Consider the following 21,313-nt stretch of genomic DNA (forward strand, 5'->3'; position numbering starts at 1 on the left):
GGGGAGAACCGTGCCGTGGACAGGACATCTAAGCGCCCTTTATTTATTACACAGAGTAAAATAATTGACGGAATCATTGTTTGACGGCTATCACGTTTCAATCAGTCAGCGTTGAAAAATTTACACCAACTTACATAATCCGTTTCTGGATGTTGCAAAAAACCCTTCACCGCCGATTTTGTGGCGGTGAACTTTACTCGCTTTACCTATTAATTACGAGCCTTAAAATAATAGAAAGATCGGCAGGTTACAGTCTGGCGGGGTCAATGTGGAACAGGCTGGCGAAATTTTGCGTGGTCTGTTGCGCCAGCTGCTCAAGCGAAACCCCCTTCAGTACCGCCATGTATTCCGCAACATCGCGTACCATTGCCGGCTGGTTCTCTTTGCCGCGATGCGGGACCGGCGCCAGGTACGGCGAGTCGGTTTCCACCAGCAGGCGGTCGAGCGGAACATAGCGCGCGGCATCGCGCAGCTGCTCGGCATTACGGAAAGTGACGATCCCGGAAAACGAGATATAGAACCCCATATCCAGCAATTTACCTGCCGTCTCCCTGTCCTCAGTGAAACAGTGTAGTACGCCACCGCAATCCGTCACTTTTTCTTCCTGCAAAATGGCCAGCGTGTCGGCGCGCGCATCGCGGGTATGCACGATAACCGGCTTGTTTAACTCGCGGCCAATGCGGATATGATCGCGGAAGGAAGCCTGCTGGCGGGGTTTGGTTTCCGGCGTGTAAAAATAGTCCAGCCCGGTCTCCCCCATTGCGACAACCCCCTCTTCCGCCGCCAGCTTACGCAGCTCGTCAACATCGTACTCTTCATCCTGATTGAGCGGATGTACGCCGCAGGAGAAAACCACATTGTCGCGCGGTCCGACAAGCTCACGCATTCCACGGTATCCCGGCAGCGTCGTGGCCACCGCGAGGAAAAACTTCACGTCACGGGCCGCGGCTTTTGCCAGCACATCGTCCACGTCTTTGTGCAGCGTTTGATAATCCAGACCATCCAGATGGCAGTGGGAGTCGACTAAAAACATAATGTCTCGCTCAGAGGTGGGATACGGGAAGTACCGTCCCAGGTTGCAGGTAATGTTCCCAGCGCAGAAGGCGCTCGGTTAGCAGCAGTTCGCGGTTGACGCCAATCACGTTCAACAGCTGGTCGCGGCAGGCGCTGACGTCGCGGGCGATCGCCTGCAAACGGGCGGCAGGCAGCGCCTGCGCCAGCTGATTGACCAGCGTCCAGGCATCAGGGTTACTCACCAGCGTGATGCCCTGTTGCCGTTTTTGTGCATCCAGCAGCAGCGATGCCAGCCAGTGCAAACGAACCGCGGCCTGTTCGTGATTCAAAATCGGCAGCAGCGCCAGCCAGTCGCCGCTGCTTAAGACGCCAGCCAGCGTCTGGGTAAGCTGCTGCCGGGAAGCCCAGTGACTCTCCTGCAGCAGATCCAACGCCGCTGCTGGCGCATTCGCGCTCAGGCGCAGCGCAGAGAGCAGCGTCTCCTGAGGCATTGCCACCTCGCGCTCCAGCCACGCCAGCCCGTAGGACTCTGACGGCGGCGCGAGGTGATGGAGGCGACAGCGGCTACGCAGCGTGGCCAGCAACCGCGCGGGCTCCTGACAGGCGAGGAAAAACCAGGTATTTTCCGGCGGCTCTTCCAGCGTTTTTAACAGGGCATTTGCCGCCGCATCCGTTAACAAAGCAGCATCGCCTGCCCACACCACTTTGGCGCCGCCAAGACGGGAACGCTCATAAAGCTTTTCGTTAACATCACGCACAGCGTCAATACCGAGGGCGCTTTTGCCTTTTTCCGGCGCCAGGGTGTAGTAATCGGGGTGCGTACCAGCCTGCATCAACTGGCAGCTATGGCACTGCCCGCAGCTTTTATTTCCTTCCGGCTGTCGGCACATGAGATAACGGCACAGCGCGTAGATCAGCGCCTCCCCTCCCATGCCAGGCAATGCCTGAAGCAGTAACGCATGGTGACCCCGTCCAGCCTGATAGCCGGCGACTAATTGTTCAAATGACGGGCGTAACCACGGGTACCATTTCATGCGCTTTGCTCCGCGACCCACCGGCGGATAACCGCCTTGATATCACTTGCGACGGCTTCCAGCGACTGCGTCGCATCAATGGTGTGAATAGTCGGATCCTGTGCCGCCAGCTCAAGGTAGCGCGCCCGGGTACGATTGAAGAAAGCCAGCGATTCTTGTTCAATGCGATCGAGTTCACCGCGCGCGCGCGCGCGCTTCAACCCCACCTCCGGCGTCACATCCAGATACAGCGTCAGGTGCGGGCGAAAATTACCCAGTACCGCATCACGCAGCGTAGCCAGCATCGTCTGGTCGATACCGCGACCGCCGCCCTGATAGGCCTGGGTCGACAGGTCGTGGCGATCGCCGATGACCCATTGACCGCGAGCCAGAGCGGGTTTGATCACCGTCTCGACCAGCTGAACGCGGGCGGCGTAAAACATCAGCACTTCGGCTTTGTCATTAATCACTTCATCGCCGGTGGACTGGATATCCAGCACCAGGCTGCGCAGCTTCTCGGCCAGAATAGTGCCGCCCGGCTCGCGGGTAAACACCAGATCGCTGATACCTGATTCCTGCAGCGCCTCCACCACCAGATTGCGCGCGGTGGTCTTCCCTGCACCTTCCAGGCCTTCGATAACGATATAGTTACTGCGCATTTTTTTCCTTAAGTACTTTCAGATAATCCTGCACCGAGCGGTTGTGGCTGGCCAGATTGGTGTTAAACGTATGCCCACCCTTACCATCGGCAACAAAATAGAGATAGGGCGTTTTCGCCGGGTGCGCCGCGGCGTTCAGAGAGGCTTCTCCCGGTACGGCGATGGGTCCCGGCGGCATACCGCCGATCACGTAGGTATTGTACGCCGTCGGCGTCTCCAGATCTTTGCGCGTCAGCTTGCCAGTATAACTCTCCCCCATACCGTAGATAACGGTCGGGTCGGTTTGCAGACGCATGCCAGTCCGCAGGCGATTGATAAATACCGACGCCACGCGGTCGCGTTCTTCGGCAACCGCCGTCTCTTTTTCAATAATGGACGCCATGGTCAGCAGCTGGTTCTGATCTTTGTACGGCAGATTATCCATCCGCCCTTCCCAGGCTTTTTCGACCTGCGCGACCATCTTCTGATGCGCGCGCTTGAGGATCGCCACATCGCTGGTATGGGCGGTATACATCCAGGTATCCGGCCAGAACCAGCCTTCAACCCAATCCGCATGCTCGAGGTTAAGCGCCTGGGCGACGGTTTCGTAGCGGTCATCTGCCAACGTATGTTTGATATACGGCGCATCGCGCAGCTGACGCAGGTAGTCGCTCACCCGCATCCCCTCCACAAAGCGCAGCGGGAACTGGGCCTCTTTGCCGCTGCCCAGCAGTTGCAGCATTTCCCGCACCGTCATGTCCGGCGTAAAGCGGTAGGTACCGGCTTTAAAGTGGGATAATTCAGGCTCAAGACGCAGCAGCCACTGGAATACGCGCGGCCGATTGATCACCTTATCGACATACAGCTGCTCACCCAGCGCCATGCGCCCGGTACCGGCCTCTAAGGTGAAGATCGTCTCTTCTTTAATCAGCAGCTTGCTCTGTGCAAGCTGACGAACTTTCCAGATGCCCGCGCCTGCAGCAATGCCCAGCACTACCAACAACAGCAGGATAAAACGTAACATTTTCTTCATGACTAACCAGACAGCTCACACAGTGGGGCTAAAAAATGATAAAGCTCTCGCGAGGACCAGCATGTCTCGTCCCAGCGGCGAACCGGTACCAGCGGCATCAGCGCATTGCATATCAGCACTTCATCGGCATCACGCAACGCCTCCGCACCCGCAGTGACTTCGACAACGCGAAACGGCGATTGTGCCAGTTGCGCGATGCAATGCTGGCGCATAATGCCATTGACCCCGGCATGATCGAGACGTGGCGTAAACACATCCATCCCCTTGCGCCAGAACAGATTCGCGGCACAGCATTCCGTAAGCCACCCGTCGCTGTCAAGAACCAGCGCCTCATCGGCGTCCGTCTGCTCAAGATGAGACCGGATCAACACCTGTTCCAGGCGGTTTAGGTGCTTCAGCCCGGCCAGCGCCGGATTACGTCCCAGCCGAACCGGGCTTAGCGTCAGCGCAACGCCGGTTTCTTGCCAGCGCGCATAATGCGCCGGATAAGCCGAAACGCTGAGGATACGTGTGGGAGCCTGACAGCTCGCGCCGCTGTAGCCGCGTCCGCCTGCACCGCGCGTCAGAATGACTTTAAGCACGCCGTCATCATGCGCCAGCGCCAGGTGCCGCATTTCCTCTTCCAGCGTTTGCCAGCGGGTGTAGGGAATCATCAGTTTTTCGCAGGCCTGCTGCAAACGGCGAAGGTGGGCTGGCAACATCTGTACTTTACGTCCCGCAATGCGTGCGGTGGTAAAGCACCCATCCCCAAACTGAATGGCCCGGTCATTAGCGGCCAGGGTGTCCCGTTCAATGCCATTAATCAAGAACATAGCGGCTCCTTATCGGTGGCCTGTCAGTGTCTCAGGATGAATTACGCAGGACAAGCAGAGAAAGCTGAAGAAAAAAGAAGGCCCGCATTTGATGCAGGCCTGAGTCAGGATTTAGCGGCAAGCGCGACGGGCTTAGATCTTTTTAAAGATCAGTGAACCGTTGGTGCCACCAAAGCCGAAGGAGTTACACAGCGCGTACTCCATACCGGAAACCTGACGCGCTTCGTGTGGAACGAAGTCCAGGTCACAACCCTCATCCGGATTATCCAGGTTGATGGTCGGCGGAACCACGCCATCGCGCAGCGCCAGGATGGAGTAGATCGATTCTACTGCTCCGGCAGCGCCCAGCAGGTGCCCGGTCATTGATTTGGTTGAGCTGACCATCACGCGGCTTGCGGCGTCACCGAAGACAGATTTAACCGCCTGCGCTTCTGCTTTATCGCCCGCCGGCGTCGAGGTGCCATGCGCGTTAACGTAAGCAATCTGGCCCGGTTCAATCCCTGCATCGCGGATGGCATTCACCATCGCCAGGGCCGCGCCGGCGCCATTCTCCGGAGGAGACGTCATATGGTAAGCATCGCTGCTCATACCAAAGCCGACGATTTCCGCGTAGATTTTCGCGCCGCGTTTTTTGGCGTGCTCGTACTCTTCCAGCACCACCATACCTGCACCGTCGCCCAGCACAAAACCGTCGCGATCTTTATCCCACGGACGGCTTGCCGCCTGCGGATTGTCGTTGCGGGTTGAGAGCGCACGCGCGGCGCCAAAGCCACCCACGCCAAGCGGGGTACTGGCTTTTTCCGCACCGCCGGCCACCATTGCATCAGCATCGCCATACGCAATCATACGCGCAGCCTGACCAATATTGTGTACGCCAGAGGTACAAGCGGTCGCGATAGAAATACTCGGCCCACGCAGACCAAACATGATGGTCAAATGCCCGGCCACCATGTTAACAATTGTAGACGGTACAAAGAACGGGCTGATCTTCCGAGGTCCGCCGTTGGTTAACGAACTGTGGTTTTCCTCGATCAGGCCAAGACCGCCAATACCGGAACCAATAGCGGCGCCGATGCGGGTTGCGTTCTCTTCCGTTACTTCAAGACCAGAATCCTGCATGGCCTGAACGCCAGCGACAATTCCATATTGAATGAAGGCATCCATCTTGCGCTGTTCTTTGCGCGAGATAATGTCATCACAGTTAAAATCCTTTACTAAGCCAGCAAATTTTGTTGCATAGGCGCTAGTATCGAAATGGTCGATCAGGCTGATGCCACTCTGACCGGCAAGGAGAGCTTTCCAGGTAGACTCTACGGTATTGCCGACAGGAGACAACATGCCCAGTCCGGTCACAACTACACGACGCTTAGACACGGTTGTCCTCCAGGGAGGGAAAATAGATTCTTGTGGGACAAAAAAAGATAAAACTCAGGCGGTCGAATGACCGCCTGGAGATGTTCACTTACGCCTGGTGACCGTTGATGTAATCAATGGCAGCCTGAACAGTGGTGATTTTCTCAGCTTCTTCGTCCGGAATCTCAGTATCAAACTCTTCTTCCAGAGCCATTACCAGCTCAACGGTGTCAAGAGAATCAGCGCCCAGGTCTTCAACGAAGGAAGCATTGTTGGTAACTTCTTCCTGCTTAACGCCCAGCTGTTCGCCGATAATTTTCTTAACGCGTTCTTCGATAGTGCTCATACTCTTAAATTTCCTATCAAAACTCGCTTTCGCGATGGTTTTCGTAGTGTATAAAATGTTGAAAAATTTGCAACTAAATCCCGGCAGGTCTTACCACGATTTTACGCTATTTTGCGGGTGTTTGCCCTCAGAACGCAAATCATTTTGCACAAAACCGCATTCGGGATCGCACAGACTGCGCGGTTCCTGAGCGTTTTGTGCAAATCTCGGTCAGACCATATACATTCCGCCGTTGACGTGCAGGGTTTCACCAGAGATGTAACCTGCTTCGTCAGAAGCTAAGAACGCAACCGCACTGGCGATTTCTTTTGCATCGCCGAGGCGACCCGCAGGAACTTGCGCCAGAATACCCGCACGCTGATCTTCAGACAGCGCACGCGTCATGTCCGTTTCAATAAAGCCCGGAGCAACAACGTTAACAGTAATACCGCGGGACGCGACTTCACGTGCCAGCGATTTACTAAAACCAATCAGACCCGCTTTCGCCGCAGCGTAGTTGGCCTGACCAGCATTTCCCATGGTACCGACCACAGAACCGATAGTAATAATGCGGCCGTGACGCTTTTTCATCATAGCGCGCATTACTGCTTTTGACAGACGGAAAACTGATGACAGGTTGGTTTCGATAATATCGTTCCACTCATCATCTTTCATTCGCATTAACAGGTTATCACGAGTAATACCGGCATTATTAACCAGGATATCAACTTCACCAAACTCTGCGCGAATATTTCCCAGAACAGATTCGATAGATGCCGGATCGGTCACATTCAACAGCATACCTTTGCCATTAGCACCGAGGTAATCGCTGATCGCCTGCGCACCGCTCTCGCTGGTGGCCGTGCCGATCACTTTCGCGCCACGGGCGACAAGCGTTTCTGCGATTGCGCGGCCAATGCCGCGACTTGCACCGGTAACCAGCGCGATTTTTCCTTCAAAACTCATGGTATTCCTCTTTTATTGCTCAAGCGCCGCAGACATCGCTGCTGGCTCGTTAAGCGCGGAAGCGGTCAGGGTGTCAACAATACGTTTGGTCAGACCGGTGAGGACTTTACCCGGTCCCACTTCATACAGGTGTTCTACGCCCTGGGATGCCATAAACTCAACGGTTTTGGTCCACTGAACCGGGCTGTACAGCTGGCGAATCAGCGCATCGCGAATCGCGTCTGGCGCCGTTTCACACTGCACATCAACGTTGTTCACCACCGAAATAACCGGTGCGTTAAAGGTGATGTTTTGCAGTTCGACAGCCAGTTTTTCCGCCGCAGGCTTCATCAGCGCGCAGTGGGACGGGACGCTCACCGGCAGCGGCAGCGCACGTTTAGCGCCGGCAGCTTTACAGGCAGCACCGGCACGCTCAACGGCTTCTTTGTTGCCGGCAATGACCACCTGGCCCGGAGAGTTAAAGTTGACCGGAGCCACGACCTGCCCTTCGGCGGACTCTTCGCAGGCTTTCGCAATAGACGCATCGTCAAGACCGATAATCGCTGACATCGCGCCGGTCCCTTCCGGGACCGCTTCCTGCATAAATTTGCCGCGCATTTCGACCAGACGCACCGCGTCGGCAAAATCAATCACGCCGGCACAAACCAGCGCGGAATACTCACCCAGGCTATGACCCGCCAGCAGAGCCGGGGTCTTACCGCCCTGCTGCTGCCAGACGCGATACAGCGCCACGGAAGCAGTCAGCAGCGCAGGCTGGGTTTGCCAGGTTTTGTTCAGCTCTTCCGCCGGGCCCTGCTGAGCAAGCGCCCACAGATCGTAACCCAACGCCGCAGAGGCTTCACGGAAAGTTTCTTCGATAACCGGATACGCCGCTGCCATGTCAGACAACATGCCGACCGTCTGAGAACCTTGTCCCGGGAACACAAAAGCAAATTGCGTCATGTCTAAATCCTTATCCTAAAAACGAACCAGCGCGGAACCCCAGGTGAAACCGCCACCAAAGGCTTCCAGCAGAATCAGCTGACCACGCTGGATGCGGCCATCGCGCACCGCTTCATCCAGCGCACAGGGAACGGAAGCCGCGGAGGTATTGCCATGACGATCGAGCGTCACCACCACGTTATCCATCGACATCCCCAGTTTTCTTGCCGTCGCGCTGATGATGCGCAGGTTAGCCTGATGCGGTACCAGCCAGTCCAGCGCCGAGCGATCGAGATTGTTAGCCGCCAGCGTCTCATCGACAATATGCGCCAGCTCGGTCACGGCAACTTTAAACACTTCGTTGCCCGCCATCGTCAGATAGATCGGATTTTCCGGCTCAACGCGATCGGCGTTCGGCAGCGTTAACAGCTCGCCGTAGCGGCCATCCGCATGCAGGTGGGTGGAAATGATACCCGGCTCTTCAGAAGCGCCCAGTACGACGGCTCCCGCGCCATCACCAAAAATAATGATCGTCCCGCGATCGCCAGGATCGCAGGTACGCGCCAGAACGTCAGCGCCAATCACCAGCGCGTAGTCCACGGCTCCGTTTTTCACGTATTGATCGGCGATGCTCAGTGCGTAGGTAAACCCTGCGCACGCCGCCGCCACGTCAAAGGCCGGGCAGCCATTAATACCCAGCATAGACTGAATCTGACAAGCCGAACTTGGAAATGCGTGAGTACCCGAGGTGGTCGCAACAACGATCAGACCAATTTGCTCCGGTTTAACACCCGCCATATCCAGCGCATTTTTTGCCGCTTCAAAACCCAGCGTAGCAACGGTTTCATTCGGTGCAGCAATACGACGTTCACGGATACCCGTACGAGTAACAATCCACTCGTCAGACGTCTCTACCATTTTTTCCAGGTCGGCGTTAGTACGCACTTGCTCGGGCAGATAACTGCCGGTACCAATAATCTTCGTATACATGTACGCTCAGTCACTCTTGGGTAATATACCCGCCTTGTTCAAACCGCTGGGCGTCAGCCTTCTTCGTTCGTCCCGCTTTGCTGCCGGGAGTTCCCGTTTCTGTCGCCCGTGGGCAGTTCGAAACCTGCTGGGTATAAAGATTCCAGGCGAGCGGCGATCCGCTGAGGAATTTGCCGCTGCACCGCCTGCACTGCCTGCTCTATCGCCACGCTGAAGGCGCGCTGATTGGCAGCACCGTGACTCTTAATCACGGAACCGCGCAATCCTAACAGACAGGCGCCATTATACTGGTCGGGGTTGAGGTGACTGAATCGCCTTGCCAGGCTTTTTTGTAACCAACGCTTCAATAACAGCAGCCACCACGACCGTTTTTTGCCCTCACCCTGTGATTTCAGCAGCGAGAGGAACATTCTGACAACACCTTCCATAGTTTTTAATGTGACGTTGCCCGTGAATCCATCACAAACCAGCACATCGGTTTTGCCCGTCAATAGTTCGTTGGCTTCAAGATAGCCGATATAGTTCAGCGACGGCAGTGTCTTCAGCACCGCAGCGGCATCGCGGATACTGCTGAGGCCCTTCATCTCTTCTTCGCCGATGTTCAACAGCGCGACGCGGGGGTTCTCAATGCCGACCACTTCTTCGGCCAGTACGGCGCCCATGACCGCAAACTGCACCAGCATCGTACTATCGCAATCCACGTTGGCGCCTAAATCCAGCACCACCGTTTTGCCCTTTTGCTGATGCGGTAACACCGTCACCAGCGCCGGACGCTCAATCCCTTCAATGGGTTTGAGTAATAACTTGGCCAGTCCCATCAGCGCGCCGGTATTCCCCGCGCTGACGCAGGCTTCCGCCCGCCCTTCTTTTACTAACTCCAGCGCCACGCGCATTGAGCTTCCGCGGCTACTGCGGATCGCCTGAGCGGGCCGCGCATCACTAGCAATAACTGACTGCGCAGGGATCACCTGCAGACGCGAACGTTGTTCGAAATCAGCTTTGGCAAGTAATGGCGTGATGGTGTCGGGGTCGCCGACTAAAAGAAGTGTGAGTTGCGAATTAGAGTTCAGTGCCTGCAGTGCTGCAGGCACTGTCACGGATGGGCCAAAATCACCCCCCATGACATCTAACGCCAGGGTTAGACGTGTCAAGATATCGTCGCTGCCCGGTTCGGTTATTCCCCAGTCACCTGGGGAAATCCTCGCTAAGCTTCATCACGCTCATACTCTTTGTCTTTCACGCTGCAAGTATGTTGACTGCGCTCGTTCATCCCAGTCACATAGTTGTCTATGCTGCCGGCGATGTTCTCGCTTACGCCTCTTGCCGCGCGAAATCCATGGAGTCGTGCGTGATTACTTAGCGATAACCTTGCGACCGCGGTAGAAACCGTCGGCAGTGATGTGGTGACGCAGGTGTTTCTCACCAGAAGTTTTGTCTACAGACAGGCTGGTGACTGCGGTCAGAGCGTCATGGGAACGACGCATGCCACGTTTGGAACGGGTTGGTTTATTCTGTTGTACGGCCATGGACCTTACTCCTCAATTACTTATGCTTTAAGCTGGCTAATACGGCAAATGGATTTGGTTTTTGTGCCTCTTCAGGCAGTTCACCAAAGACCATGTCCGCGTCGGACACTTCACAGTGTTCAGAATCATGCACCGGAACTACAGGCAAGGAGAGAATGATTTCATCCTCAACCATCGCTTGCAGGTCGATTTCACCGAATTCGTTAACCTCAATCGGCTCATACGCTTCCGGCAGTGCTTCGGCCTGTTCGTCATTTCTGACGGGGCTAAAACAATACGTGGTGTGGACATGATGGGGGAACGGTTTCCCGCAACGCTGACATTCGAGGGTTACTGATACCTTTGCATCGCCGGTAATAACGGCAAGGCGCTGATTATCAATAGCGAACGACATGCTGCATTCCACATCGCTGTCCACGCTGACTACTGAATCGGCTACACGTTCAACCTGATCACGGGCATAGATACCTTCGTAATCGAGGCGTTTTTGAGCCGTGCGAACCGGATCGAGAGTCAGGGGTAATTTTACCTTTTGCATAGGGCGCGCATATTAACTTTGTAATGTCATAGAGTCAAAGAAAAAGGCAGCCTCAGGTTGCCTTTCGCCATTTATTCGCACACATTGCGGCCCATAGTTTAAAATGATGCTCTTAGAAGCGCTATATGTGGATGAAAAAATATGTCTGAACTTATCCTGGCGTCGACCTCGCCGTGGCGGCGAATGCTGCTGGAAAAACTGGCCATGCCGTTTGACTGCGCGGCGCCTGATGTGGATGAAACACCCCACCCCGGCGAATCTGCCCGTCAGCTGGTGGTCCGTCTGGCGCAGGCGAAGGCGCAGGCTCTTGCCGAACGCTATCCCCGGCACTTAATTATCGGATCCGATCAGGTTTGCGTCCTCGATGGCGAAATTACCGGCAAGCCGCACAGCGAAGAGAATGCGCGCCTGCAGTTAAGGAAAGCCAGCGGCACGATTGTGACCTTTTATACCGGACTGGCACTTTATCATTCCGCCAATGGCCATCTACAAACCGAGTGTGAACCCTTTGATGTCCATTTTCGCCATTTAAGCGACCAGGAAATAGACAATTATGTGCGCAAAGAGCGTCCGCTGCACTGCGCCGGGAGTTTTAAAAGTGAAGGTCTGGGCATTACCCTTTTCGAGCGACTGGAAGGACGTGACCCGAATGCGCTGGTGGGCCTGCCGCTGATCGCCCTGTGTCAGATGCTACGCCGGGAAGGCTGTAATCCGCTGTTGCGCTAGCCGTTTATTCTGCCGGGCCGGAACCGCCGTTCTGGCCTGCTGCTCTACCTTGGTTTTTTTCCGTCTCAGCCAGTCATCTCATTTCCCCTCTTAGCGACTGAAAATAACCGTGGACTCACTCACGCGCCTGGCCGCGGCTGTCTGTTACCCTGCCAGCCTGATGTTGCTCATCACCGTGGGGATGGGGCAGACTGCCGGCCTGTTTATCCATCCGCTGATGGGCGAAACAACACCACTATTGCCGAAGTCAGGATGGCGCTGGCGACAGGTCAGTGGCAGTGGGGAGCGAGCCAGCCGCCGTCTGGCCTGGCCCGGAGGTCTGGCGAACGGCAATCCTGATGGGGTGCGGTATGGGATATCGCGCTGGCGCGGCGGGTAAATTTACCCATAAAGGAGAAAAACGTCGCGGTGAATGCTGGCACAGCGACGCAGCAGATGACAATGGCGGATTCAGCGTCCGCCGGGACGATCATTTACTATTACGTAGCACCTGCAGGCAGCGCTTCAGCTGGTTATCCAGCGGCGCTTCGACACGCATCACTTCCCCGGTCCCCGGATGAGTAAATTTCAGCGCGGCAGCATGGAGGAACAACCGATTCAGGCCGGTGCCAGCCAGCTGTTTGTCAAACTCGCGGTCGCCATAACGGTCGTCAAAGGCAATGGGGTGGCCCGCATACTGCGTGTGAACGCGGATCTGGTGCGTACGCCCGGTCACCGGACTGCAGCGAACCAGCGTCGCGTGCGTATAGCGCTCTTCAACCTTAAAGCGCGTCTCCGACGGTTTTCCTTCCTGACTGACGCGAACGATACGTTCGCCGCTCTGCAGAATGTTTTTCAGCAGCGGTGCCTGCACCACTTTGGTGTGCGACTGCCACTGCCCGCGCACCAGCGCCAGATAATCCTTCTGCATCCCCTTTTCGCGCAGCTGTTCATGCAGCGAACGCAGCGCGGAACGCTTCTTCGCGACCAGCAGTACGCCGGAGGTATCGCGGTCAAGGCGGTGAACCAGTTCGAGGAAACGGGCTTCCGGACGCAGCGCGCGCAGGCCTTCAATGACGCCGAAACTCAGGCCGCTGCCGCCGTGCACCGCGGTACCGGAAGGTTTGTTCAGCACCAGAATATGGTCATCTTCATACAGAATCACGTCGGCCAGCGCCGACACTTTCTGCAGATGCGGGGAGACGGCTTCTTCTTCACGCTCGGCAACCCGAACAGGCGGAATGCGGATTTCGTCGCCGGCTTCCAGCTTGTATTCCGGCTTGACGCGTTTTTTATTCACCCGCACCTCGCCTTTACGCAGGATGCGATAAATCATGCTCTTCGGTACGCCCTTTAGCTGCGTACGCAAAAAGTTATCGATGCGTTGCCCCGCTTCATCGGCGGTAATGGCAACCATTTTTACGCTTGGAGTCTCAGTTTTCATGGTGCGCGATTCTAAATAGCCCGACGCATTAGCGCCACTCATTTTTATATGCTTATATTTATCATTATCCGGTTTTCATTGAATGCTTCATCGGCGTTTTGTTTGTTATTAGAACAATCTGTATGCGCTGGTGAAAAAACTGTGAGTAACCGGGTGATAAAAGGTAAAAGTCAACTTGCTATAACAAGGTTAGCAATGGAATAATGATGCCGTTTTCCGTGTTGAATCTTGTTAGAACAAGAAATTAGCGGAATGACCAATTTTGTCTGACCGATCATCCACGCAGCAATGGCGTAAGACGTATTGATCTTTCAGACAGTTAGCGGGCTGCGGGTTGCAGTCCTTACCGGTACAGGCCTCTATGGATTTCACGTCGCAGGAAGGCGTCGACTCCGGGTATTCCCGGGTGCTCTACTCAGTCCGCTGATTGAGATGAGCGGGTTAAGCCACTACATCTGTAACGTGAAAGACGACGAGATATACGCAAAATTATTCAGGATGCGCCAAGGCGGCGAAAGAGAGAATCTCCGGAACTGACATCATCAGTAAGTCAGCAACAGGGGTGAAACGAGCAAGCCGACGCAGAAGCAACCTGAAAAATGACGCGTATAAATGGAATCTTCTCTGGTGATACATCCCAGGCTGTTCCCCTGCTAATTGCGCTGTGTTTCCGTTTGAAATACAGGCGACCGACACTCTGCGCCTCTTAAGCGCGCGACAACCGTGAGGTTGGCGACGTGAAACAGACACGAGGCCATCGGTTTCCCCCGGCAAGGCAATACTCTGCCCGCAGCTTAGTCGTCAATGTAAGAATAATGAGTAAGTTACGATGAAAAGAATGTTAATCAACGCAACTCAGCAGGAAGAGTTGCGCGTCGCCCTTGTTGATGGGCAGCGCCTGTACGACCTGGATATCGAAAGCCCCGGGCACGAACAGAAAAAAGCGAACATCTACAAAGGCAAAATTACCCGTATTGAACCTAGCCTTGAAGCCGCGTTTGTTGATTACGGCGCCGAGCGTCATGGTTTCCTCCCCCTCAAAGAAATCGCCCGCGAATACTTCCCTGCTAACTACAATTCTCATGGTCGTCCGAATATTAAGGATGTTCTGCGTGAAGGTCAGGAAGTGATTGTTCAGATTGATAAAGAAGAACGTGGCAACAAAGGCGCCGCGCTCACCACCTTTATCAGCCTGGCGGGTAGCTATCTGGTACTGATGCCGAACAACCCGCGCGCGGGCGGTATTTCACGCCGCATTGAGGGTGACGATCGTACAGAACTAAAAGAAGCGCTGGCCAGCCTTGAGCTGCCGGACGGCATGGGGCTTATCGTGCGTACCGCGGGCGTCGGCAAATCTGCCGAAGCGCTGCAGTGGGACCTGAGCTTCCGTCTGAAACATTGGGAAGCAATCCAGAAAGCCGCTGAAAGCCGCCCGGCGCCGTTCCTGATCCATCAGGAAAGCAACGTCATCGTGCGTGCCTTCCGTGATTACCTGCGCCAGGACATCGGCGAAATCCTGATCGATAACCCGAAAGTGCTTGAGCTGGCTCGCCAGCACATCGCCGCACTGGGCCGCCCGGATTTCAGCAGCAAAATCAAACTGTACACCGGTGAAATCCCGCTGTTCAGCCATTATCAAATCGAATCGCAGATTGAATCCGCCTTCCAGCGCGAAGTGCGCCTGCCTTCCGGCGGGTCAATCGTTATCGACAGCACCGAAGCGTTAACCGCTATCGATATCAACTCCGCTCGCGCCACCCGCGGCGGCGACATCGAAGAAACGGCATTCAACACCAACCTGGAAGCAGCCGATGAGATTGCTCGCCAGCTGCGTCTGCGTGACCTCGGCGGCCTGATTGTCATCGACTTCATCGACATGACGCCAGTACGCCACCAGCGCGCGGTGGAAAACCGCCTGCGCGAAGCGGTGCGTCAGGATCGTGCGCGTATCCAGATCAGTCATATCTCTCGCTTCGGCCTGCTCGAGATGTCGCGTCAGCGTCTGAGCCCGTCGCTGGGTGAATCCAGTCATCACGTCTGCCCACGCTGTAGCGGTACCGGCACCGTTCGTGATAACGAATCCCTGTCGCTCTCTATCCTGCGTCTGATTGAAGAAGAAGCGCTGAAAGAGAACACCCAGGAAGTTCACGCTATCGTGCCTGTGCCGATTGCGTCCTACCTGCTGAACGAAAAACGTGCTGCGGTGAGCGCCATCGAAACCCGCCAGGGCGACGTGCGCGTGATCATCGTCCCGAACGATCAGATGGAAACCCCGCACTACTCCGTGCTGCGCGTACGTAAAGGCGAAGAGACCTCTACCCTGAGCTATCTGCTGCCTAAACTGCACGAAGAAGAGATGGCGCTGCCTGCTGACGAAGAACCGGCCGAGCGTAAGCGCCCTGAGCAGCCGGCCCTGGCCACCTTCGTGATGCCGGACGTCCCGCCAGCGCCAGAGCAGGAAGTTCCTGTTGCCGCACCTGCCGCCGCAAAACCAGCGGTAGCCGCTGCTGCGCCAGCGCAGCCTGGTCTGCTCTCCCGCTTCTTTGGCGCCCTGAAAAACATCTTCTCCGGTGCAGAAGAGACCAAACCGGCAGAACCTCAGGTAGAGAAGAAAGCCGAAGAGAAACCGGAACGTCAGCAAGAACGTCGTAAACCGCGGACCAACAATCGCCGCGATCGCAACGATCGTCGTGATAACCGTGATAACCGCGACGGTCGTGATAACCGCGATAACCGTGCTGAAAATACCGAAGGCCGTGAACCTCGTGAATCCCGCGAGGAAAACCGCCGTAATCGTCGCGAGAAACAGCAGCAGAATGTCGAGCCGCGTGAATCTCGTCAGACGGTGACCGAGGATGCAGAAAAAGGCAAAGCGCGCGATGAGCAGCAGCCGCGTCGTGAGCGTAATCGTCGTCGTAATGACGAGAAGCGCCAGGCTCCGCAGGAAGCCAAAGCACAAACGCGCGAAGAGCCAGTAGTTCAGCAGGAAGTCGAGCAGGAAGAACGCGTTCAGACGATGTCCCGTCGTAAACCGCGTCAGTTATCCCAGAAAGTTCGCATCGAGTCTGCGGTAGCTGAAACGGCCGATCAGGTTGTTGAAACCGTGCCTGCGGTCCAGCCGGAAGCGGTCGCTCCGCGCACGGAACTGGCGAAAGTCGATCTGCCTGCCGTCGTTGAAAGCAACGGCGACCATGACGACAACAACGAGTCTCGCGAAGCCAACGGTATGCCGCGTCGCTCCCGTCGCTCGCCGCGTCATCTGCGCGTCAGCGGCCAGCGTCGTCGTCGTTACCGCGATGAGCGTTACCCGACCCAGTCGCCGATGCCGCTGACCGTAGCCTGTGCATCCCCGGAAATGGCGTCAGGTAAAGTGTGGATTCGTTACCCGGTTGTCCGTCCGCAGGATCAACAGCAGGAAGAACAGCAGGTTCAGGCGTCCGTTACTGAAACTGTCGCTCCTGTTGCTGTCGCTGAAGCCGCCATTGCAGAAGTGGTCGCCCCGGCGGTTGCCGAGGCGGCGCCTGCTGCCGCCGAACAACCTGTCGTAGCCGAAGCAACCGCCGCTGAAGCCGCGCAGACTGTTCAGCCGGAAGTCGCCCGCGAAACCGAGGTTGCGCCGCAGGATGCTATCGCCGCAGAAGCGCCGGTTGTTGAGGCAGAAAGCGGTGTTGCGCCGGTTGCTGCAGAACCGGAAACGGTAGCAGTAGAAACAGCAGCTGAAGCCGTTGTTGAGGAATCTGCCCCGGTTGTGGCACAAGCAGCTCCGGCACCGCAGGTCATTGAACCCGCGCCGGTGGTTGAAGCTACTCCGGTGGTTGAACCCGCCCCAGTGGTTGAAGCCGCTCCGGTCCTGGAAACAGCGCCGGTCGTCGAATCAGCGCCTGCTCCGGTCGTGGTCGCCACACCCGCGGCGGCGGTTATCGTGTCTCATCGCCACGCGACCGCCCCGATGACGCGTGCCCCGGCGCCGGCCTACGAGCCAGAAGCGCCGCGTCACAGCGACTGGGTTCGCCCGTCGTTTGCCTTTGACGGCAAAGGTGCGGCAGGCGGCCACAGCGCCACTCATCAGGCGACGGCGGAACCAACCCGTCCACAACCTGCCGAGTAAACGCGGTACGGCATCAAAAAAACCGGCCTCTGGCCGGTTTTTTATTCCCCCTCCGGACGCTGCATCCCGGCAACCTGCGGCATCACTTCGCGCATCAGGTCGAGAAACTTTCGTAGCCGGGTCGGGTAATAACGCGCCCACGGATAGACCAGGTGGACCGGCAGCGAAGAGGCCCGCCACTGCGGAAATAGCTCAACCAACCGACCGGCGGCGATATCCTCCGTCACAGCCCAACTCGACACGATAGCAACCCCCAGCCCCGCCAGCGCCGTATTACGGGCCACATACACGCTATCGGTGCTCAGACAGGGCACAATACCAAACGATATCTCCCGGCTATCCTCCTGATGCTGCAACTCCACTTCATGTTGATAAAAGGTACTGATGGCCACCCACGGCAGCCGCGACAGATCCTCAGGCATCGCTAATGCCGGATAGCGTGACAACAGCTGTGGGGCAACCACCAGACTACGCGGAACTTCGGCCAGCAGCACCGACACCGTGGCCGGGTCAACTTCAGCGCCCACCCGAATCGCGCAATCGATATTGTCACTGAGAAAATCGACGGTTTTGTCATTGAGCATCCACTCCACCGCCAGCTGCGGATAGCGTTGCAGAAAACTGACCAGCGGCCCCAGCAGCTGCTGCTGACCAAAGGCATGAGGCGCACGCACGCGCAGTACCCCTACCGGCCGATCGTCAGCAATACTCATCTCGTCCTCCAGCGCCAGCCACGCATCCACCACCTGACGCGCGTGCTGATAACAGCGTTCACCATCATCGGTGAGCTTCATGGCATGCGTTGTACGCAGGATCAGTCGATTACCGAGCATGCTCTCCAGCGACTGCAGACGGCGGCTGACCGTCGCCTGAGTGGTATCCAGCTGCCGTGCCGCCGAAGAGAGTGAACCGGCCTCGACAATTCGAATAAAGGTCCGCATCAGTTCAATGCGGTCTATACGCTCCTGCCTCTTCATTATCACTTTCTCTATACGTTAAACGTATAACCGTTTTACCACCACGCTATCTACCGCGCCAGCGGCATTCGGGGAAGAATAGCGCCATCTCATCTACGAGGACTTCATCATGACCCCGACTCCACTATCCTCCCGCGAGGCAGGCTGGATTATTTTTATACTCGCTCTTGGCGCTGGTTTTAGCGTTGCCTCTATTTATTACGCCCAGCCCCTGCTCCCGCTGATGGGCGCCAACCTGCACCTGAGCGTTGAAGGGATGGGCCTCGTCCCGACCCTGACCCAGGCCGGCTACGCGCTGGGCATTCTGTTTCTGCTGCCGCTCGGCGATCGCCACGACCGGCGGACGTTGATTCTACTGAAAAGCGCGGCGCTGGCGGTCCTGCTGCTGCTGTGTAGCCTGACGGACCAGCTCACTTCACTGCTGGTGGTCAGCTTATTGATCGGGATGGCCGCGACGATGGCGCAGGATATTGTTCCGGCAGCAGCGATTCTGGCCCCGGCGGGTAAGCAGGGGAAAATGGTCGGGACGGTGATGACCGGTCTGCTGCTGGGAATTCTGCTCTCGCGGACCGTCAGCGGACTGGTCGGGGCGCTGTTCGGTTGGCGGGTGATGTATCAGGCGGCAGCTCTGAGTATCGCTCTCATCGGCCTGCTGATGTGGCGTATTCTGCCCCGCTTTGCGATTCACTCAACGCTAAGCTATCCGCAGCTGATGAAATCGATGGCGCACCTGTGGCAACGCTACCCTGCGCTGCGACGCGCGGCACTGGCCCAGGGCTTTTTATCCATCGCCTTCAGCGCCTTCTGGTCAACGCTAGCGGTGATGCTGCTCGCACATTATCAGATGGGTAGCGCCGTGGCCGGGGGATTCGGCATCGCCGGTGCGGCCGGGGCCCTTGCCGCCCCGCTGGCGGGTGGACTGGCCGATAAATATGGCGCGGGAAGGGTCACTCAGCTAGGGGCCGGACTGGTTACCCTTTCTTTCGCCCTGATGTTCCTGATGCCGCTACTGCCGCCACATGGTCAGCTGCTGCTGATCGGCCTTTCGGCGATCGGCTTCGATCTCGGTCTGCAGTCCAGCCTGGTCGCGCATCAGAATCTGGTTTACAGCCTCGAGCCGCAGGCTCGCGGTCGCCTGAACGCCCTGCTGTTCACCGGCGTGTTTATTGGTATGGCGCTCGGCTCAGTACTCGGCAGCCGACTATACGTGGTCGCCGGCTGGAACGGCGTCGTTGTCCTGGCCGTAGTTACCGGCGCGATTGCGCTCGTGATTCGTCTGCGGGAAAGCGCCCGTCTGGCATCCATAGCGCGCGCAGTGCGATAAAAAAACCCGCTCCGCAATGCGGAACGGGTCTCTTTCAATCCGGCGTATGGCGTCAGGCCGTACGTCGGGCAAACTCTTTAACCCGGAAGCCCAGCACCATTAAGGTGGCAAAATAGGCCACCACGCCCGCCGCCACCACCGCCATCAGGCGCAGCAGACGGAACGGCATCGAGCCCTGCGACCACTCCGGCATGATATACATCATGCCCAACAGCGCCGCCGACATCACCAGCACCGCAACCACCAGGCGCAGCAGGAAGGAGAACCATCCAGGCTGCGGAGTAAAGATCTTTTGCTTACGCAACTGCCAGTACAACAGACCGGCGTTAAGGCAGGCCGCCAGGCCGATAGACAGCGACAGCCCGGCATGCTTCAGCGGGCCAATAAAGATCAGGTTCATCACCTGGGTCATAATCAGCGTAACGATCGCGATTTTTACCGGCGTTTTAATGTCCTGCCGCGAATAAAAGCCCGGTGCCAGTACCTTAACGACAATCAGTCCCATCAGTCCGACGGAGTAAGCCACCAGCGCGCGCTGGGTCATCGCCGCATCAAACGCGCTGAATTTCCCATACTGGAACAGCGCAACGGTGAGCGGCTTCGCCAGGATCCCCAGCGCCACGGCGCTGGGCAACGCCAGCAGGAAACACAGACGCAGCCCCCAGTCCATCAGGCGACAGTACTCATCATGATTACCGCTGGCAAAGCTTTTTGACAGCGATGGCAGCAGAATAGTCCCCAGCGCCACGCCAAGGACCCCGGACGGAAACTCCATCAGGCGATCCGCGTAATACATCCACGACACCGAACCGGACACCAGGAACGAGGCAAAGATAGTGTTGATAATCAATGAAATCTGGCTAACAGAGACGCCGAGGATCGCCGGCCCCATCTGTTTGACCACCCGCATTGCGCCGGCATCTTTCAGGTTAATGCGCGGCAGAACCAGCATGCCAATCTTTTTCAGATGCGGCAGTTGATAGGCCAGTTGCAGCACGCCGCCGACGGTGACCGCCCACGCCATCGCCAGCATTGGTGGGTGGAAATAGGGCGCGGCAAACAGAGCAAAACCGATCATACTGACGTTGAGGAACGTCGGGGCGAAGGCGGGAACGGAAAAACGGTTCCAGGTGTTGAGAATCGCCCCGGCTAACGACGCCAGTGAAATCAGCAGAATATAAGGAAAGGTGATGCGCAGCAGCTGGGTGGTCAGGGTAAATTTATCCGGGCTGTCGGCAAAACCGGGCGCAGTGACGGTAATCACCCAGGGCGCCGCCAGCATTCCAAGAACGGTAACGACCGCCAGAACCAGCGTCAGCAGGCCAGAGACATAGGCCACAAACACGCGGGTCGCATCTTCGCCCTGCTTGCTTTTATATTCGGCAAGAATGGGTACAAATGCCTGAGAGAAGGCCCCTTCAGCGAAGATACGACGCAGCAAATTCGGTAATTTAAACGCGACGAAAAAGGCGTCCGTCGCCATCCCTGCGCCAAAAATTCGGGCGACGATAGCATCACGCGCAAACCCCAGAACGCGTGAAAACATGGTCATCGAACTGACTGCTGCCAGTGATTTTAAAAGGTTCATTAACGTGTTATTCCACAACCCTGAAGTAAAACGCCCGC

20 protein-coding genes are annotated in these 21,313 nt (G+C 56.8%); 4 read left to right on the forward strand and 16 right to left on the reverse strand.

Annotated features, from left to right (window positions below; genetic code table 11):
* Positions 1-247: 247 nt before the first annotated feature.
* The 13 genes from GRPL_RS05805 to yceD all read right to left on the reverse strand — a co-directional run bounded on the left by GRPL_RS05805 (position 248) and on the right by yceD (position 11,129).
* Entirely contained in the window at positions 248-1,033 is a 786-nt protein-coding gene (locus GRPL_RS05805; protein WP_004860525.1) for a metal-dependent hydrolase, read from the reverse strand.
* A gap of 10 nt (positions 1,034-1,043) precedes the next feature.
* Positions 1,044-2,048 (reverse strand): DNA polymerase III subunit delta', encoded by a 1,005-nt coding sequence (gene holB / locus GRPL_RS05800; protein ID WP_032700301.1) that lies wholly within the window; start codon positions 2,046-2,048, stop codon positions 1,044-1,046.
* Positions 2,045-2,686, reverse strand: a complete 642-nt coding sequence (gene tmk / locus GRPL_RS05795; RefSeq protein WP_032688343.1) for a dTMP kinase — start codon at positions 2,684-2,686, stop codon at positions 2,045-2,047. Before tmk ends, holB begins: the two co-directional genes overlap by 4 nt.
* The gene (gene yceG, locus GRPL_RS05790; protein ID WP_032700302.1) at positions 2,676-3,698 is read right to left on the reverse strand and encodes a cell division protein YceG; all 1,023 of its coding nucleotides are present in this window, start codon (positions 3,696-3,698) and stop codon (positions 2,676-2,678) included. Before yceG ends, tmk begins: the two co-directional genes overlap by 11 nt.
* 2 nt (positions 3,699-3,700) lie before the next feature.
* A complete protein-coding gene (gene pabC / locus GRPL_RS05785) occupies positions 3,701-4,510 on the reverse strand; it encodes an aminodeoxychorismate lyase (RefSeq protein ID WP_032700304.1) in 810 nt (269 codons plus the stop codon).
* Positions 4,511-4,642: 132 nt separating this feature from the next.
* Complete coding sequence (fabF, locus tag GRPL_RS05780) at positions 4,643-5,884, reverse strand: beta-ketoacyl-ACP synthase II (protein ID WP_032688347.1); 1,242 nt, start codon at positions 5,882-5,884, stop codon at positions 4,643-4,645.
* 88 nt (positions 5,885-5,972) lie between these two features.
* Positions 5,973-6,209: an acyl carrier protein gene (acpP, locus tag GRPL_RS05775; RefSeq protein ID WP_000103754.1), complete on the reverse strand. Its 237-nt coding sequence runs from the start codon at positions 6,207-6,209 to the stop codon at positions 5,973-5,975.
* A 210-nt stretch (positions 6,210-6,419) separates the two neighbouring features.
* Positions 6,420-7,154 (reverse strand): 3-oxoacyl-ACP reductase FabG, encoded by a 735-nt coding sequence (gene fabG / locus GRPL_RS05770; protein ID WP_004860512.1) that lies wholly within the window; start codon positions 7,152-7,154, stop codon positions 6,420-6,422.
* 12 nt (positions 7,155-7,166) lie between these two features.
* Positions 7,167-8,096 carry an ACP S-malonyltransferase gene (gene fabD, locus GRPL_RS05765; protein ID WP_032688348.1) on the reverse strand — a complete coding sequence of 310 codons (930 nt, stop codon included), beginning with the start codon at positions 8,094-8,096 and terminating at the stop codon, positions 7,167-7,169.
* Between the two features lie 15 nt (positions 8,097-8,111).
* Positions 8,112-9,065 (reverse strand): beta-ketoacyl-ACP synthase III, encoded by a 954-nt coding sequence (locus GRPL_RS05760; protein WP_032688349.1) that lies wholly within the window; start codon positions 9,063-9,065, stop codon positions 8,112-8,114.
* Positions 9,066-9,118: 53 nt separating this feature from the next.
* The gene (gene plsX / locus GRPL_RS0125885; protein ID WP_071824628.1) at positions 9,119-10,216 is read right to left on the reverse strand and encodes a phosphate acyltransferase PlsX; all 1,098 of its coding nucleotides are present in this window, start codon (positions 10,214-10,216) and stop codon (positions 9,119-9,121) included.
* Between the two features lie 201 nt (positions 10,217-10,417).
* Positions 10,418-10,591: a 50S ribosomal protein L32 gene (gene rpmF, locus GRPL_RS05755; RefSeq protein WP_000290724.1), complete on the reverse strand. Its 174-nt coding sequence runs from the start codon at positions 10,589-10,591 to the stop codon at positions 10,418-10,420.
* A 16-nt stretch (positions 10,592-10,607) separates the two neighbouring features.
* The gene (yceD, locus tag GRPL_RS05750) at positions 10,608-11,129 is read right to left on the reverse strand and encodes a 23S rRNA accumulation protein YceD (protein WP_032695736.1); all 522 of its coding nucleotides are present in this window, start codon (positions 11,127-11,129) and stop codon (positions 10,608-10,610) included.
* Positions 11,130-11,270: 141 nt separating this feature from the next.
* Here yceD and GRPL_RS05745 point away from each other — a divergent pair, with 141 nt between their 5' ends.
* Together GRPL_RS05745 and GRPL_RS27875 are read left to right on the forward strand one after the other, a co-directional pair.
* Positions 11,271-11,855, forward strand: coding sequence for a Maf family protein (locus GRPL_RS05745; protein WP_032688367.1), 585 nt, complete (start codon positions 11,271-11,273; stop codon positions 11,853-11,855).
* Between the two features lie 109 nt (positions 11,856-11,964).
* Positions 11,965-12,234, forward strand: coding sequence for a hypothetical protein (locus GRPL_RS27875; protein ID WP_123618909.1), 270 nt, complete (start codon positions 11,965-11,967; stop codon positions 12,232-12,234).
* Positions 12,235-12,324: 90 nt separating this feature from the next.
* Here the strand turns inward: GRPL_RS27875 and rluC are convergent, their stop codons facing one another.
* Complete coding sequence (gene rluC / locus GRPL_RS05740; protein WP_015584649.1) at positions 12,325-13,278, reverse strand: 23S rRNA pseudouridine(955/2504/2580) synthase RluC; 954 nt, start codon at positions 13,276-13,278, stop codon at positions 12,325-12,327.
* Between the two features lie 829 nt (positions 13,279-14,107).
* Here rluC and rne point away from each other — a divergent pair.
* Positions 14,108-17,386, forward strand: coding sequence for a ribonuclease E (rne, locus tag GRPL_RS05735; protein WP_032700305.1), 3,279 nt, complete (start codon positions 14,108-14,110; stop codon positions 17,384-17,386).
* 41 nt (positions 17,387-17,427) lie between these two features.
* Here the strand turns inward: rne and GRPL_RS05730 are convergent, their stop codons facing one another.
* The gene (locus GRPL_RS05730) at positions 17,428-18,363 is read right to left on the reverse strand and encodes a LysR family transcriptional regulator (RefSeq protein WP_032688372.1); all 936 of its coding nucleotides are present in this window, start codon (positions 18,361-18,363) and stop codon (positions 17,428-17,430) included.
* Positions 18,364-18,472: 109 nt separating this feature from the next.
* Between GRPL_RS05730 and GRPL_RS05725 the strand changes: the two genes are divergently transcribed.
* A complete protein-coding gene (locus GRPL_RS05725; RefSeq protein WP_032700307.1) occupies positions 18,473-19,687 on the forward strand; it encodes an MFS transporter in 1,215 nt (404 codons plus the stop codon).
* 52 nt (positions 19,688-19,739) lie between these two features.
* On the opposite strand, the gene murJ is transcribed toward GRPL_RS05725, so the two are convergent.
* On the reverse strand, positions 19,740-21,275 hold the full coding sequence (murJ, locus tag GRPL_RS05720) for a murein biosynthesis integral membrane protein MurJ (RefSeq protein WP_032688374.1): 1,536 nt from the start codon (positions 21,273-21,275) through the stop codon (positions 19,740-19,742).
* Positions 21,276-21,313 lie beyond the last annotated feature (38 nt).

Source organism: Klebsiella planticola ATCC 33531, assembly GCF_000735435.1.
GTDB lineage: Bacteria > Pseudomonadota > Gammaproteobacteria > Enterobacterales > Enterobacteriaceae > Klebsiella > Klebsiella planticola.

Excerpts from the sequence above, each read along its gene's own strand:
- GRPL_RS05805 (WP_004860525.1), bottom strand. The coding sequence starts at position 1,033 with ATGTTTTTAGTCGACTCCCACTGCCATCTGGATGGTCTGGATTATCAA.
- holB (WP_032700301.1), bottom strand. The coding sequence starts at position 2,048 with ATGAAATGGTACCCGTGGTTACGCCCGTCATTTGAACAATTAGTCGCC.
- tmk (WP_032688343.1), bottom strand. The coding sequence starts at position 2,686 with ATGCGCAGTAACTATATCGTTATCGAAGGCCTGGAAGGTGCAGGGAAG.
- yceG (WP_032700302.1), bottom strand. The coding sequence starts at position 3,698 with ATGAAGAAAATGTTACGTTTTATCCTGCTGTTGTTGGTAGTGCTGGGC.
- pabC (WP_032700304.1), bottom strand. The coding sequence starts at position 4,510 with ATGTTCTTGATTAATGGCATTGAACGGGACACCCTGGCCGCTAATGAC.
- acpP (WP_000103754.1), bottom strand. The coding sequence starts at position 6,209 with ATGAGCACTATCGAAGAACGCGTTAAGAAAATTATCGGCGAACAGCTG.
- fabG (WP_004860512.1), bottom strand. The coding sequence starts at position 7,154 with ATGAGTTTTGAAGGAAAAATCGCGCTGGTTACCGGTGCAAGTCGCGGC.
- fabD (WP_032688348.1), bottom strand. The coding sequence starts at position 8,096 with ATGACGCAATTTGCTTTTGTGTTCCCGGGACAAGGTTCTCAGACGGTC.
- GRPL_RS05760 (WP_032688349.1), bottom strand. The coding sequence starts at position 9,065 with ATGTATACGAAGATTATTGGTACCGGCAGTTATCTGCCCGAGCAAGTG.
- rpmF (WP_000290724.1), bottom strand. The coding sequence starts at position 10,591 with ATGGCCGTACAACAGAATAAACCAACCCGTTCCAAACGTGGCATGCGT.
- yceD (WP_032695736.1), bottom strand. The coding sequence starts at position 11,129 with ATGCAAAAGGTAAAATTACCCCTGACTCTCGATCCGGTTCGCACGGCT.
- GRPL_RS05745 (WP_032688367.1), top strand. The coding sequence starts at position 11,271 with ATGTCTGAACTTATCCTGGCGTCGACCTCGCCGTGGCGGCGAATGCTG.
- rluC (WP_015584649.1), bottom strand. The coding sequence starts at position 13,278 with ATGAAAACTGAGACTCCAAGCGTAAAAATGGTTGCCATTACCGCCGAT.
- rne (WP_032700305.1), top strand. The coding sequence starts at position 14,108 with ATGAAAAGAATGTTAATCAACGCAACTCAGCAGGAAGAGTTGCGCGTC.
- GRPL_RS05730 (WP_032688372.1), bottom strand. The coding sequence starts at position 18,363 with ATGAAGAGGCAGGAGCGTATAGACCGCATTGAACTGATGCGGACCTTT.
- GRPL_RS05725 (WP_032700307.1), top strand. The coding sequence starts at position 18,473 with ATGACCCCGACTCCACTATCCTCCCGCGAGGCAGGCTGGATTATTTTT.
- murJ (WP_032688374.1), bottom strand. The coding sequence starts at position 21,275 with ATGAACCTTTTAAAATCACTGGCAGCAGTCAGTTCGATGACCATGTTT.